Origin of the sequence: Pantanalinema sp. (assembly GCA_036704125.1) — a bacterium.
GTDB lineage: Bacteria > Cyanobacteriota > Sericytochromatia > S15B-MN24 > UBA4093 > JAGIBK01.
The window spans coordinates 123212-136810 of sequence record DATNQI010000096.1 but is presented as its reverse complement, the minus strand read 5'-3'; the positions used below and the strand labels follow the sequence as shown (position 1 = coordinate 136810).

The following is a 13599-nucleotide window of genomic DNA, read 5'->3' as shown; positions in this document are numbered from 1 at the left end:
AGGTGGCAGGGAAGTTCGCCGGCGGGGGCACCGGCATTGCGAGGAGGCGAGAATCATGGCGGAAAAGGCTAGCCATCGCGGGTTTGCTGGGATGGACGACGCGAAGCAGCGCGAAATCGCGAGCAAGGGCGGCAAGGCCGCCCACGAGAAGGGCACCGCCCACGAGTTCACGTCGGAGGAAGCACGCGATGCGGGCCGCAAGGGCGGCGAGGCCGTGAGCAAGGACCGCCAGCACATGGCCGAGATCGGCAAGCAGGGCGGCCAGGCAAGAGGGAAGCAGCGATAGGAAGCGAGCGGCGGGCACCATGGCCGATGTGCCGCGCCCGGAAACCTTCCGCGTGCCAGGATCGCCGAGGAACCCAGGACCTTCGGCGACCTGTCGGACGTGGTGACGAGCCTGCTTGCCGGGCGCTTTCGTCCGGCCGGTGCGGGGGCCCTCGCCCATCTTTACATAACGACCCTTACGGGTGTATAATAATCGAAAAATAAGCGCTGATTCAAAACTTCAGGCGCAACAAACCACTTGTTAAAGCTAGGGCCTGCGTTTTAACAACGCGGGTCCCTTTGCTTACTAATTGGAGGCGAATGAAAGAGGAAACGATCGAGTTCGAGGGGACCGTCCAAGAGGCGCTCTCGAACGGCATGTTCCGGGTGTTGCTTGACAATGACGTGGTCGTCCTTGGCCACCTGGCCGGTAAGATGCGCAAGTTCCGCATCAAGGTCCTGCAGGGGGATCGTGTCAAGATTGAACTGTCCCCCTACGACCTGACGAGGGGTCGCATCAACTTCCGCAAGCGGGCCTAGGCCCCTTGTCCTGCGGCCATTGAGTCGAGAGAGGAGGCGATTGTGCAAGGACGAGCAAAGCTCTTGGATCCGAACCGGGATAACCTCTATCGGCGACGCGTGGATGAAGCCACCGGCGCGAAAACCATGGAGAAGAGCTGTCCCAAGTGCTCCAAGAAGGCAGGGACAACCGTTTATTACCCGGAGAGCGACTTCGCTACGCCGGGCAGCGGCGACAGCCGCAGCCCGGCCCACCGCGATTGCATGAAACACCGCAAAGCAAGTCTCTCCCAACCTTAAGGGCGAATACGAGGCGGCCCGCCGGATTACTTCCGGCGGGCCGCCTCGTTTGCCTAGCGATCGTGCGCCGGGCGAACCTCACGATGCATTGACGATCTGCACTTGCTAACCCTTGCTTACCACGGGTATGTATTGCATGGCATGGCGACAGCGAGGGTTCATGTTTCCGTCAATTCCAGGCTACAGGTTGGCGCAAGAGATCCACCGATCGAACCGCTCGCTTCTCTACCGGGGGTCGCGCGATGCCGATGGCGCTCGGGTCATCGTCAAGGTTCTCAACCACGATCATCCGGCCCCCCAGGACCTCGCGCGCCTGAGGCAGGAGTACCAGCTGCTGAGCACCCTCGACGGCCCCGAGGTCGTCCCGGCCCTGGATCTGGTCGAATGGCGGAACAACCTGGCCCTGGTCCTGGCGGATGTCGGCCTCGAACCGATTGACGCCCAGCTCGAGGCCGGCGAAAGGATGCCGCTCGATCGCTTTTTCGCCTTCGCCGTCCCCTGCGCGCGCGCACTTGCCCGCCTTCACCGCCGCGTCACCCACCGGGACCTCACCCCCCGCCACATCCTCTGGAGCCCACGACACCAGCAGGTTCGCTTCGTCGACTTTTGCCTCGCGTCGCGAGTCGGAGCAGAGCGCGAGGCGCACGGGCCGACGCAGCACCTGCTCGGCTCGCTGCCCTTTCTCTCGCCCGAGCAGTCCGGCCGAATGGATCGCCGCCCGGATGAGCGCAGCGACCTCTATTCGCTGGGCGTCGTCTTCTACCGCCTCCTGAGCGGGCAGCTTCCCTTCCACGCCACCGATCCCATGGAGTGGGTGTACTGCCACCTCACCAAGGTCCCAGTCCCCCTGGATCAGCTCGTCGCCAACCTTCCGGGCCCCCTCTGCGACCTGGTCTCGAAGCTCCTGGCAAAGAACCCGGACGACCGGTATCAGAGCGCCCTCGGCCTCGTGAGAGACCTCGAGGAGTGCAGCAGCCAGTGGGGATCCACCGGGACCGTCGCGCCCTTTCGACTGGCCTGCTCTGAGGTCGCGGCGCACCTGCTGCTCACCGAGCGGCTCTACGCACGGCAGCAGGAGCTCGATGCGCTGCGCGCGAGCCTTCATGCGGCATCGAGCAGCCCCCACCTGGCGCTCATCAGCGGACAGGCAGGATCCGGGAAGTCCGCGCTGGTCGACGCGTTCGCCGAGGAAACGCGCGAGCAAGGCAGCTTCTTCATGGCGGGCAAGTTCGAGCAGTACCGCCACAACGTGCCTTACGCCGCGGTCTCTCAGGCCCTCACGAGTCTCGTGCGCCGGTTGCTGAGCGAACCGGAGGACTACCTTGCCCAGTGGAAGGCGAGGATCAACGAGACCCTGGGCGGCAACGGGCGCCTTGCGCTCGAGCTGGTGCCGGAGATCGAGCACCTGATCGGAAAGCAGCCCCCTCTTTCCGAGCTCAACCCCACCGAGGAGCAGAACCGCTTTTTGGCGACGATCAACCACCTGTTTGCGCTGTTCGCCCGGCCCGAGCATCCCGTCGTCCTGTTCCTGGACGACCTGCACTGGGGGGATGCCTCGACCCTCCTGCTGATTCGCAGCTTGCTGGAGGCGCGTGACGGCAAGGCCCTGCTCATCGTCGGCGCCTTGCGCGACGAGGCGCTCGGCGCCGACCACCCGCTCGCGCCCGCCCTCGCGGACCTCCTTCAAGCGTCCCCGGTGACGCACCTTTCGCTCGCGCCCTTCGACGAGGCCACCACCAACCAGCTCGTCGCCGACGGCCTGCGGACCGACCCCGAAAGGACGCGCGCGCTCGGATCGCTCATCCATCGCAGGACCGACGGCAACCCCTTCTTCGCCAGGGAACTGCTGCGCACCCTCTACCAGGATGGCGTCGTCGGCTTCGACCAGGAGACGGGGCGCTGGCGCTGGGATCCGGAGGAGGTCCAGCAGGCGGGGCTCAGCGAGAACGTCGTCGGCTTCATGCTCGAGCGCATGAAGCGCCTAGATCCGGGAACTCAGACCCTGCTGAGCAGGGCCGCCTGCATCGGCAGCACCTTCGACCTTCGCCTGCTTTGCGCGGCGATGGACGAGCCCCCCTCCCGGATCCTGACGGCCCTCTGGCCCGCCCTCAACGCCGGCCTGATCGCTTCGCTCGACGAGCAAGCGCTCCTACGCGCGGCAGCCGGGCAGGACGATGACGTCACCCGGGCGATCGCATGCAAGTTCTCCCACGATCGCGTGCGCCAGGCCGCCTATGCGCTGGTTCCGGAGGTGGAGCGTCACCGCGTCCACCTCCAGCTCGGGCGCACCTTGCTCGCGGAGGCCGGAGACCCCGAGCGTGCCGGGCGCGTGCCGGACATCCTGCAGCACCTGAATGCCGCGCGCGCCCTGGTAAGCGGCCAGCGCGAGCGACTCGCGCTCGCCAGGCTAAACGTGGTCGCGGCGCGCAAGGCCAAGGAGGCGGCGGCCTATCGTTCGGCCTTCAACTTCGCGCGAATCGCGCGGGAGGTCCTTCCGGCGAGCGCCCGAACGGCTCACGCGGATCTCGCCTGCGAGATCCTCGAGCTGAGCGCGACCTGCGGCCACCTGTGCGGCGAGTTCGCGCTCGCCGAGCGCAGCTGCGCGGAGCTGCTCGAGCAAAGCCGCAGCCCCTTCGAGCGCGCCAAGGTCCGGGCCATGACCGCCGGGCTCTACGCGTACAGCAACCGCATGGACGAGGCGATCCAGGAAGGCATCCGCGCCCTCGACCTCCTGGGCATCAAGCTCCGGCCCCGGCCCGGGGTGGCCGCGGTCCTGCTGGAGCTCGCGCGCACCAAGGCCGCCCAGATCGGGCGCAGCCCCCAGGCGCTGGACGACGCCCCGGAAGTGGGCGATCGCACGATCAAGCTCGCCATGAAGATCCTGGGGGACTTCCTGGCACCGGCCTACCTATCGGGCAACGACACCCTCTTCGCGACGACCGTGCTCAAGCAGACTCGCCTGGCCATGCGCCACGGGCACTGCGTCGAGGCGATCACCGCCTACTCGGGCTACGCCGCGCTGCTCGCGGGGCTCGGCGACTTCTCGGGCGCCGAGGCGTTCGGCCGGCTCGCCGTTCGCTTGACCGAGCGCTTCGACGCCGGCGAGGTGAAGAGCCGCGTCCACGTCCTCTTCGGCCTGTTCAGCCACAGCTGGAGCCAGCCGTGGGATAACCTCGACACCTGGTTCAAGACCTCGGTGGAGGCGGGCCTGCTCTCGGGCGATTTCCTGTTCATGGCCTTTGCCTGCGGCTACGTTCACCACTGGAGCCCCCGGGTCGACCTCGCGACGGCCCTGGCCCAGGGGCAACGATACCTGCAGCTCGCCCGGCAGACCCACTACCAGAACGCGATCGACGCGGCCACCTGCGCGACCCAGTTCTGGCTGAGCCTGCGTGGCGAAACGAAGGCCTTTCTGTCCCTGGGCGATGACGCGTTCGACGAGGTTGCTTGCCTGGAACGCATGACGGCGACCGGCTATTCCTCGGGCATCGCCATCTACCACCTGTACAAGCTCCAGCTCGCCTGCATCCACGAGGACTGGGAGGCGGCCTGGCGGGAGCTGGGGCTGGCCGAGCGCCGCATGAAGGCACTCGCCGGCTCTCCGTACATGGTCGACTACGGAGTGTACGGCTTCCAGGCGGCGGCCCGGATCGCCTCGAGCGGCGGATCCCGTTCGAGCGAGGCCTGGCGCCGCATTCGGCGATTCAAGCGGATGATGAGCGCCTGGGCACGCCACTGCCCTTCGAACTTCGCCCTCCATGCGCTCCTGATGGAGGCCGAGCTCGCGCGCCTCTCAAGGACGCCCGCGCGCGCCGCGGACCTTTACGAACGAGCGGCTCGCGCGGCGAAAGAGAGCGGATTCTTCCGTTACGAGGCGCTCGCGAACGAAGCCGCTGCGCGCTTTTACCTCGATCGCGGCCTCGAAACCGCCGGGCGCGCCTACCTGCTTGATGCCCGCGAGAGCTATCGTCGCTGGGGCGCCCTGGCCAGGGTCGAGACTCTCGATCGGCGCCTCCCCTCCCCCGCCCGGGAAGAAGGCGCCGCTGGGCCAGTGGCGCATGCCGACTCGCCCGACTTCACGCTGGGGCTGGTCCCGCAGCTGGTCGCGCGTGGCGTGCTCGACCTGGCCACCATCTGGAAGGCCACTCAGGCCATTTCGGGGGAGGTCATCCTGGTGCGCCTGCTCGAGAAGCTGCTCGCCATCGTCAAGGAGAACGCGGGGGCCCAGCATGCGATCCTCCTGCTGAAACAGGAAGAAGAGGAAGGCTCCGGCTTCCTGGTGCAGGCCGAGAGCCGGGACGACGGGACCCTCACGCTGCTGCAAGCCGAGGCGCTCGAAGGGCACCCCAGGTTGCCCGCAAGCCTCGTGCGCTACGTCATCCGCAGCCGCACGAGCGTCGTCTTGAACGACGCCGGCCGGCTGGGGGCGTTCACCAGGGATCCGGTCATTCAGGCGCGCCGCCCCCGATCGGTGCTGGCCATCCCGATCGTGAACCAGCAGGACCTGGTGGGCGTCCTCTACCTCGAGAACAACCTGCTGAGCGATGCCTTCACGCGGGATCACCTGGCCACCATGCAGATCCTCGCGGGCCAGGCGGCCGTCTCCCTCCAGAACGCCCTCTCGGCCGAGCGGACCGCCTACCTCGAGGGCGAGCGAACCATTCGCGACGTCTACGAACGCGAACTCGAGGCGCGCGTCGCCGAGCGAACCGCGTGCCTCCAGGAGGCCTACGAGCAGCTCAAGGCGCTCGATCAGATGAAGACCAACTTCCTCGGCCTGGTCTCGCACGAGCTCCGCACGCCGCTGACCTCGATCCAGGGCTACGCGGAGTTCCTCGAGGACGGCATCTCCGGTGAGCTGAGCGGCGCTCAGCACGAGTACGTCAAACAGATCAAGCACGGAACCCTGGGCCTCGCGCGCCTCGTCGACGATCTGCTCGATTTCGCCCGGATGGAGGCCGGCTCGTTCAAGCTGGTCCCGGAGCCGTTCGATCTCGCGGAAAATATCGCCGAGACGCTCGAGAGCCTCTCACCCGTGGTGCAAGAGAAGGGCCTGAGCGTCGAGATGCGGCTGCCCGATGCCGCGGCGCCGATCACGGCCGATCCCGGGCGGATCGCCCAGGTGCTGCTCAACCTGCTCGGAAACGCGATCAAGTTCACCCCCGCCGGCGGACGCATCACCCTCTCGTTGAGGGCCATGGACGCCGAGTGGCGGGTGGAGGTGCGCGACACGGGCATCGGGATCGCCCATGACCACCTGTCTAAGCTGTTCCAGCGGTTCTACCAGGTCGACTCCTCCTCGACCCGCCGCCATGGGGGCACGGGCCTGGGACTCTCCATCGCCAAATCGATCATCGAGGCGCATGGGGGCCGGATCGGCGTTGGCAGCAGCCCGGGGGAAGGCAGCACCTTCTGGTTCACCTTGCCTGTCTGCGCTCAATCCCCGCAATAAGAACCCGCGTGCCCGTCCGCCAGGGGCGGACGGGCACGTAAGATGCGCTCTCTGGGGCGATTGGGGATCATTCAGATGGTGCAGGCATCCCCTTCGCAAGCAGGCGCCGAGGAATCGGGCGTGGCGACGGCGAGCTCGCCAGCGACCTGCTCGAGCACCTTCAAGAAGGTTTCGGGATCCTGGGCACCCGACACTCCCCACTTGCCTTCGAAAACGAAGGTAGGAACCCCGGTGATGCCCAGGGCCCGCCCCTCGTCGAGCTCCCGCTGGACCTGGGAAGCGCCCTCGGCCGAGGCCAGGAAGGCACGGGTGCGACCGGAATCGAGCCCGACGCCGGTCGCGAGCGTGACGAGCGTCTCGGGATCGGCGACGTTGCCGCCGTCGGTGAACTGGGCCTTGAAGAGCGCCTCGACCAGACGCGCCTTCACGGCGGTGCCGCCTTCCTGCTCGGCAAAAGCGATCAGGCGATGCGCGTCGAAGGTGCTGGCGACCAGGGTCTTGTCCGCATTGAAGGCGATGCCCTCGCCGGCGGCGACGTCCACCACCCTGGTCAGCATCTCCTTGAAGCCGGGGCCGAAGCGAGCCTGCAGGTACTCGTCCTGGGGACGCGCCTGGGCCGGATCGCTCGGAAGATCGGGGTTGAGCTGGAAGGCCCGGTAGACGATCTCGACCTCGTCGCGCTTCGGGAAGGCCGCGAGGGCCTTCTCGAAGCGCTTCTTGCCGATGTAGCACCAGGGACACGCGACATCGGAGTAGATTTCGATTTTCATCGTTTCACCTCGGTGATAGCGGCGCTGCGCTTACTGGGCGATCGCTTCGACCGGCGCGTCCTGGAGGACGGCCTCGATGTCGAGCTCGAGCTTCACCTTCTCGCCGACGGCGACCCCGCCCAGCTCGAGCACGGCGTTGTAGTTGAGGCCGAAATCCTTGCGGTTGAGGGTCGTCGTCGCGCTGAAGCCGGTGACGGTCTGGCCCCAGGGGTTCTTGTTGAAGCCGGCGTGCTCGACCTCGAGGGCGATCTCCTTGGTGACGCCACGGATGGTGATGTCGCCATGGACCAGGTAAGCGTCGTCACCCTTGGCCTCGATCCGGGTGCTCTTGAAGCCGATCGTGGGGTGGTTGGGGGCGTCGAAGAAGTCGTTGTTGCGCAGGTGAGCGTCGCGATCGGCGTTGCCGGTGTCGATGCTCGCGACCTCGATCTCGCCAGTGACCGTCGAGCGCGTGAAGTCCTGATCGTCGAGGTGGAGGGTGCCGTTGAAGGTCTTGAACTGGCCGCGCACGGTCGAAACCATCATGTGCTTGACCGAGAAGCCGACGTGGGTGTGAAGGGGATCGATGGCCCAGGGCATTGAAAACGTCCTTTCGGAGAGAGGAAGGGGCTGCGAGACAAACAGGCCGACCGGTGGTATGATACCGATCGGTAACAGTCAAGGATGTTACTGACCGGTCACTAAGAAGTCAAGCGGCGATGAAAAAATCTCTCTCCTGCCCGGAATCGGGCGCCATCGACAAGCAGCTGCCCCCGCGCCAGCGCATCCTGGCTGCTGCGCGCGCGCTCTTCGCCGAGCACGGGATCCGTGCGGTCGGGGTCGAGAGCATCGCCGAGGCGGCAGGGTCCAACAAGATGACCCTCTATCGCCACTTCGCGTCGAAGGACGCGCTGGTGGCGGCTCACCTCCAAGCCCTTGCCGTCGAGGCGGACGCCTACTGGGATCGGATCGTCGAGGGCCATCCCGGCGATCCTCGCGCCCAGCTGAACGCGTGGCTCGCTGCCATCGGGCAGGGGCTCGCCACCGGACGCGGATGTCCCCTCTCGAACGCCGCGGTCGAGCTTCCCGAGAAGGACCACCCCGCGCGTCCGATCATCGAGGCCCACAAGCGCGGCAGCCGGAACCAGCTCGTGGACCTGTGCCGCGCGATAGGGGTCACCAGCCCGGAGCTGCTCGCGGACGAGCTGTTCCTGCTCATCGAGGGAGCGCGCGTCAGCGCGCAGAGCGTGGGACCGAACGGCCCCGGCGCGCAGTTCATGCGCATGGCCGAAGTCCTGATCCAGGCCCACACCGCTCGCTAGTCGCCCCTCGCGCGATCAAGACCCGCCTTCGGGGTACACTAGCCAAGGCCCCCAAACATCCGGAGCACCGTCTTCATGTCTGCCACCGCGCCCCCAGCCTCAGCTCGAATGGCCCCTCCAAAGCGGCCGCCCGGCGTCTCGCGCGACGCCTTCAAGGCTCTCGCTCGCCCCCTCGGCTATCTCCGCCAGCACTGGCTCGAAGCGACGGGCGCGGCCTGCTCGCTGGTGGTCGTCCTGAGCGCGAGCCTCGCGACGCCTCAGCTGATTCGCACCGCCATCGACGACGGGCTCACCGCGCACCGCCCCGGAGCCATCGCGCTCGCCGTGAGCGGGATGGTGGGCTTCGCCGTCATCCGAGCCGCCTTCAGCTTCCTTCAGGACTACCTGAGCGAGCGCGCCTCCCAGGGGGTCGCCTACCGGCTGCGCGAGGACCTGTTCGAGAAGATCCAGCGCCTCAGCTTCAGCTACTACGACCGAACCGAGACCGGGCAGCTGCTGACGCGCCTCACGAGCGACGTCGAGCAGGTCCGGAGCTTCGCGGGCGCCGGGATCCTTCAGCTCGCCAACGCCGGCTTGATGCTCGTCGCGAGCGTGGTGCTGCTCCTCTTCCTCAACTGGCAACTGACCCTCGTGACCCTCGTGACCCTGCTGCCCATCTTCTTCCTGATGGCGACCTTCGTGAAGCGGATCGGGCCGCTGTTCGGGCGCATCCAGCATCAGCTCGGAGCGCTCAACACCCTCTTGCAGGAGAGCCTCGGGGGGCTGCGCGTCGTGCGCGCCTACGGCCGCGAGGCGGACAGGCTCGCGCGCTACGGCGCGACCAACCAGGCCCTCCAGGACCTGGGCATCGCCTCCATCCGCGCGGTGGCCAACAACTTCCCCTTCATCATGCTGGTGGCCAACTGCGCCACCCTCGCGATCATCGGGTTCGGGGGCTGGCAAACCATCCACGGCACCCTCACGGTCGGGCAGCTGCTCGCCTTCAACAACTACCTGGGGTTCCTCCTGATGCCCATCATGACGCTGGGCTTCTCGATGGTCATGATCGCGCGCGCCGGCGCCTCGGCCGTCCGGGTGGCCGAGATCTTCGACGCTCCGCTGGAGGTCGCGGACGCCCCCGGCGCGCGCGAGATGCCGCCGCTCGAGGGCGAGGTCGTCTTCGAGAACGTCGGCTTCCGTTACCCCGGCGCCGAGCGAAGCAGCCTCGAGAACGTGAGCTTCCGGGTGAGCCCCGGCGAGACGGTGGCCATCGTGGGGACGACGGGCTCGGGCAAGAGTACCCTCGTCCACCTGCTGCCACGCTTCTACGACCCGAGCGAAGGCAAAGTGACGATCGACGGCCAGGACCTGCGCGAGGTGACGCTCGCCTCGCTTCGCAGCCAGCTCGGCGTCGTCATGCAGGCGCCGCTCCTCTTCAGCGGCACGATCGCCCAGAACATCGCCTACGGCAAGCCCGACGCCACCCCCGAGGCCATCGAGCAGGCTGCGATCGCCGCCCAGGCGGCGCCCTTCGTCCAGGACCTGCCCGACGGCTACCAGACCGTCATCGGCGAGCGGGGCACGGGCCTGTCGGGCGGCCAGCGCCAGCGCCTCGCGATCGCACGCGCCCTTCTGGTCGATCCGCGGCTCATCATCCTGGACGACAGCACCTCGGCGGTGGACGCCGAGACGGAGGCTGCGATCCGCGCCTCGCTGGATCGCCTGATGCGCGACGCGCGTCGCACCTGCTTCGTCATCGCGCAGCGCTTCAGCACCGTGCGCGACGCCGACCGGATCCTGGTCCTGGACGGCGGCAAGCTGGTTGCCGAAGGCAAGCACGACGCCCTTCTGGCCGAGTGCTCGCTCTACGCCGAGATCCTGGGGGCGCAGTTCCTGGACGATACCGCCCAAGCGCCGCAAGCGACGGGAGAACTGGCATGATTCGAGGGATCGCGGGGCTGGTCGACCATCCCGAAGAGCGGGCGCAGCACGGCGGCAAGATCCTCCGGCGCCTTTCACGAGAGCTGCGCCCCCACGGCGCGCAGCTGGCCACGACCCTGCTGCTGGTCGCGGTGGCCGCCCTCTCCCAGGCGCTCGTCCCCTGGCTCATCGGCCGGGCGATCGACGGGCCGATCATGCACCGCGACGCGGGCGGCCTCCTGTCGATCATGCTCCTCATGCTCGCCGTGAGCGTGGCGGGGGGGCTGGCCAGCCGGGCCCAGATGATCCAGATCGGCGGCACCGGCCAGCGAATCCTCGCCAGCCTGCGCGATCGCCTGTTCGACAAGCTCCAGAGCCTGCCCATCGCCTTCTTCGACAGGCAGGCCAAGGGCGATCTCATGAGCCGGGTGAGCAGCGACGTCGACACCCTTAACCAGCTGCTCGCCCAGGGGCTCACCCAGGTCATCGGGGCGATCCTCAGCCTGTGCGGCATCCTGGTGGCCATGCTGGCGCTCAACGTTCCGCTCGCGCTCGCCACCATGGCCGTCATCCCGATCATGCTGCTGACCACCACCCTGCTGGCGCGCCGAGCGCGCAAGGCCTACCGGACGACCCGCGAGACGACCGGCGCGGTCATGGCGGACCTGCAGGAAGAGATCGAGGGCGTTCGCGAGTCGCAGGCCTTCAATCGCACCGAGGCGAACATCGCGCGCTTTCGCGCGCGCAACGCCAGGAACCGCGACGCCAACATCTCGGCGACGGCGGTGAGCTCGGCTTTCTCCCCTTCGATCGAGCTGCTCGCCGCGCTGACCAACGCCGTGGTCGTCGGCTACGGCTCGTACCTGGCGCTTCACGGGACGATCTCCGTCGGGCTGGTCGCGGCCTTCCTGCTCTACGCCCAGCAGTTCTTCCGCCCCATCCAGCTCGCCACCCAGGTCGCTGCCCAGTCCCAGTCCGCCCTGGCCGGGGCCGAGCGCATCTACTCCATCCTCGACGAGGCCCCCGAGACCCCGGACGCCCCCGAGGCGACGGCACTCGGCGCGGTCCAGGGCCGCATCGCCTTCGATGGGGTCTCTTTCGGCTACGGCGCGGGCCGCCAGGTGCTCTCGGAAATCTCGTTCGCCATCGAGCCGGGGCAGACGGTCGCGCTGGTCGGGCCCACCGGCGCCGGCAAGACCACCATCGCGGGCCTCATCCCCCGCTTCTACGACGTCAGCGCGGGCAGGGTCACCCTCGACGGGGTGGACCTTCGCGCCCTGCGGCGCGCGGACCTTCGCCGGCAGATCGCCATCGTGCCTCAGGAGGCCTTCCTGTTCAGCGGGACGATCGCCGAGAACCTCGCCTTCGGGCGCCCGGAGGCCGATCAAGCCGAGATCGAGCGCGTCGCGCGCGAGGTGGGCGCCCACGGCTTCATCGTGGGGCTCGCCGAGGGCTACCGGACGCGTATCGGCCAGGCAGGGGTTCAGCTCAGCCAGGGCCAGCGCCAGCTGCTCTCGATCGCCCGCGCGGTGCTCTCGGAGCGGCCGATCCTCATCCTGGACGAGGCGACCAGCAACGTGGACACCAAGACCGAGGCGACCATCCAGGCAGCGCTCGATCGCCTGCTTTCGGGCCGTACCAGCCTCGTCATCGCGCACCGCCTGAGCACCATCCGCAACGCGGACCAGATCCTGGTCATCGCGGGCGGAGCCATCGCCGAGCGCGGCACCCACTCCGAGCTCATGGCGCTCGGCGGGCGCTACGCGGAGCTGTACCGGACGCAGTTCGGCCACCCCCCTCTTGGCCCGGTCTGACGCGTCAACGCTTCTTTCTGCCTTGGTGAGCGCGCGTGAGTGTGGTACCACTCTCGACGACACCATCCGGCGTCGGGGACGCTTTCCACGCGAGAAGGCAGGTAAAACCCATGGCGGAGAAAGCAATCGTTGACGGGATCGACACGCAGCGCCTCGAGGCGACGGTCACCATGTTCCGTGAACAGCCGGAGCTCGCCGACTTCACGTTCCGCGCGACCAACACCTGGCAGGAGGGGACTCACAGCACGGCCCGCATCGAGAAATTCTGCAGGGCGGGCAAGGAAGACGATTCGCGGCGTGAGCCCGTGGCGATCGAAGCGGATGAGCCGCCCGTCCTGCTCGGCCACGACATCGGGGCCAACCCGGTCGAGCACGTGCTGGTCGCGCTCTCCGCTTGCCTCACCACGTCCCTGGTGGCGAACGCGGCCGCCCGCGGCATCACCCTGCGCTCGGTCACCTCGAAGCTGGAAGGCGACCTGGACGTACGCGGCTTCCTCGGCATCTCGGACGAGGTCCGCAACGGCTACCGGAACATCCGGGTGAGCTTCGACATCGACGCCGACGCGCCCAAAGAGACCCTCGAGGAGCTGGTCGCGATCGCGAAGAGCCGCTCGCCCGTCTTCGACATCGTCAGCCACGGGGTACCGGTGGAGGTGGTCCTCGAAACGTAGCCCACGCTTGTTACCAGAGCGCGCGCGTGTTATATCGCATGGGTCCTGCGGCAGAGGCGGCATTTCCCCTCAGCCCATGCGCCCCGCGTCACCCGCCCCAGCCGAGAGGAAGCCATGCGATCGTTCGCTTTTGCCCTTGCGACGGTGAGCCTGCTCATCGCGAGCGCCCCCGCCGCTCATGCCGCAGGCCTCGCCCTGCCCGGCAAGAACACCCTGCTCAGGACCTTCAAGGCGGACGTGGACGCGGCGAGCCAGTCGATCCTGCCCCCGTGGTCGGGCGCCAAGTGGGAGTACCTCAGCGCCCCGCTCGCGAAGCTCGACGCATCGCCCTTCGCGAACCCCGTCACCGCCACGGCCGCGGCCCTGGTCAACACCGTGATCGACGACGGCGTCAGGATCCACGGGACCGTCGTCTCCCTCCAGTACCTGGGAGATCGCGGCTGGGAACTCGTCAGCCTCCACAACGGCATCGCCTACTTCAAGCGCCCGAAGCCCGAGGAGATCGCCCCCGACGCCCAGTGAGGCACGAGACGGAGGCCCCACTCTCCCCGGTTTTTTAAAAAAGTATTAAGATTAGTTTCATGTTCAATTCAGCTGCGACCAGAAATG

At 67.6% G+C, this 13599-nt stretch carries 10 protein-coding genes; 8 read left to right on the top strand and 2 right to left on the bottom strand.

Annotation, left to right across the window (positions count from 1 at the left end; all coding sequences use genetic code 11):
• Nucleotides 1–55 precede the first annotated feature (55 nt).
• The 3 genes from V6D00_15380 (at nucleotide 56) to V6D00_15370 (ending at nucleotide 6535) form a co-directional block, all read left to right on the top strand.
• A complete protein-coding gene (locus V6D00_15380) occupies nucleotides 56–286 on the top strand; it encodes a KGG domain-containing protein (GenBank protein HEY9900558.1) in 231 nt (76 codons plus the stop codon).
• Between the two features lie 299 nt (nucleotides 287–585).
• Nucleotides 586–804, top strand: a complete 219-nt coding sequence (gene infA / locus V6D00_15375) for a translation initiation factor IF-1 (protein HEY9900557.1) — start codon at nucleotides 586–588, stop codon at nucleotides 802–804.
• A 439-nt stretch (nucleotides 805–1243) separates the two neighbouring features.
• Nucleotides 1244–6535: an AAA family ATPase gene (locus V6D00_15370; protein ID HEY9900556.1), complete on the top strand. Its 5292-nt coding sequence runs from the start codon at nucleotides 1244–1246 to the stop codon at nucleotides 6533–6535.
• A gap of 71 nt (nucleotides 6536–6606) precedes the next feature.
• Here the strand turns inward: V6D00_15370 and V6D00_15365 are convergent, their stop codons facing one another.
• Nucleotides 6607–7305: a DsbA family oxidoreductase gene (locus V6D00_15365; protein HEY9900555.1), complete on the bottom strand. Its 699-nt coding sequence runs from the start codon at nucleotides 7303–7305 to the stop codon at nucleotides 6607–6609.
• A 30-nt stretch (nucleotides 7306–7335) separates the two neighbouring features.
• Nucleotides 7336–7884 (bottom strand): YceI family protein, encoded by a 549-nt coding sequence (locus V6D00_15360; GenBank protein ID HEY9900554.1) that lies wholly within the window; start codon nucleotides 7882–7884, stop codon nucleotides 7336–7338.
• 119 nt (nucleotides 7885–8003) lie between these two features.
• On the opposite strand from V6D00_15360, the gene V6D00_15355 reads away from it, so the two are divergent.
• From V6D00_15355 to V6D00_15335, 5 genes are all read left to right on the top strand, one after another.
• On the top strand, nucleotides 8004–8606 hold the full coding sequence (locus V6D00_15355) for a helix-turn-helix domain-containing protein (GenBank protein HEY9900553.1): 603 nt from the start codon (nucleotides 8004–8006) through the stop codon (nucleotides 8604–8606).
• Nucleotides 8607–8714: 108 nt separating this feature from the next.
• Nucleotides 8715–10526: an ABC transporter ATP-binding protein gene (locus tag V6D00_15350; GenBank protein ID HEY9900552.1), complete on the top strand. Its 1812-nt coding sequence runs from the start codon at nucleotides 8715–8717 to the stop codon at nucleotides 10524–10526.
• The gene (locus V6D00_15345; GenBank protein HEY9900551.1) at nucleotides 10523–12319 is read left to right on the top strand and encodes an ABC transporter ATP-binding protein; all 1797 of its coding nucleotides are present in this window, start codon (nucleotides 10523–10525) and stop codon (nucleotides 12317–12319) included. Before V6D00_15350 ends, V6D00_15345 begins: the two co-directional genes overlap by 4 nt.
• A gap of 110 nt (nucleotides 12320–12429) precedes the next feature.
• Nucleotides 12430–12990 carry an OsmC family protein gene (locus V6D00_15340; protein HEY9900550.1) on the top strand — a complete coding sequence of 187 codons (561 nt, stop codon included), beginning with the start codon at nucleotides 12430–12432 and terminating at the stop codon, nucleotides 12988–12990.
• A gap of 114 nt (nucleotides 12991–13104) precedes the next feature.
• On the top strand, nucleotides 13105–13512 hold the full coding sequence (locus V6D00_15335) for a hypothetical protein (protein HEY9900549.1): 408 nt from the start codon (nucleotides 13105–13107) through the stop codon (nucleotides 13510–13512).
• Nucleotides 13513–13599: the final 87 nt, after the last annotated feature.

Coding starts and splice junctions, on each gene's coding strand:
- V6D00_15355 (HEY9900553.1), top strand. CDS start 8,004: ATGAAAAAATCTCTCTCCTGCCCGGAATCGGGCGCCATCGACAAGCAG.
- infA (HEY9900557.1), top strand. CDS start 586: ATGAAAGAGGAAACGATCGAGTTCGAGGGGACCGTCCAAGAGGCGCTC.
- V6D00_15360 (HEY9900554.1), bottom strand. CDS start 7,884: ATGCCCTGGGCCATCGATCCCCTTCACACCCACGTCGGCTTCTCGGTC.
- V6D00_15340 (HEY9900550.1), top strand. CDS start 12,430: ATGGCGGAGAAAGCAATCGTTGACGGGATCGACACGCAGCGCCTCGAG.
- V6D00_15345 (HEY9900551.1), top strand. CDS start 10,523: ATGATTCGAGGGATCGCGGGGCTGGTCGACCATCCCGAAGAGCGGGCG.
- V6D00_15380 (HEY9900558.1), top strand. CDS start 56: ATGGCGGAAAAGGCTAGCCATCGCGGGTTTGCTGGGATGGACGACGCG.
- V6D00_15335 (HEY9900549.1), top strand. CDS start 13,105: ATGCGATCGTTCGCTTTTGCCCTTGCGACGGTGAGCCTGCTCATCGCG.
- V6D00_15370 (HEY9900556.1), top strand. CDS start 1,244: ATGTTTCCGTCAATTCCAGGCTACAGGTTGGCGCAAGAGATCCACCGA.
- V6D00_15350 (HEY9900552.1), top strand. CDS start 8,715: ATGGCCCCTCCAAAGCGGCCGCCCGGCGTCTCGCGCGACGCCTTCAAG.
- V6D00_15365 (HEY9900555.1), bottom strand. CDS start 7,305: ATGAAAATCGAAATCTACTCCGATGTCGCGTGTCCCTGGTGCTACATC.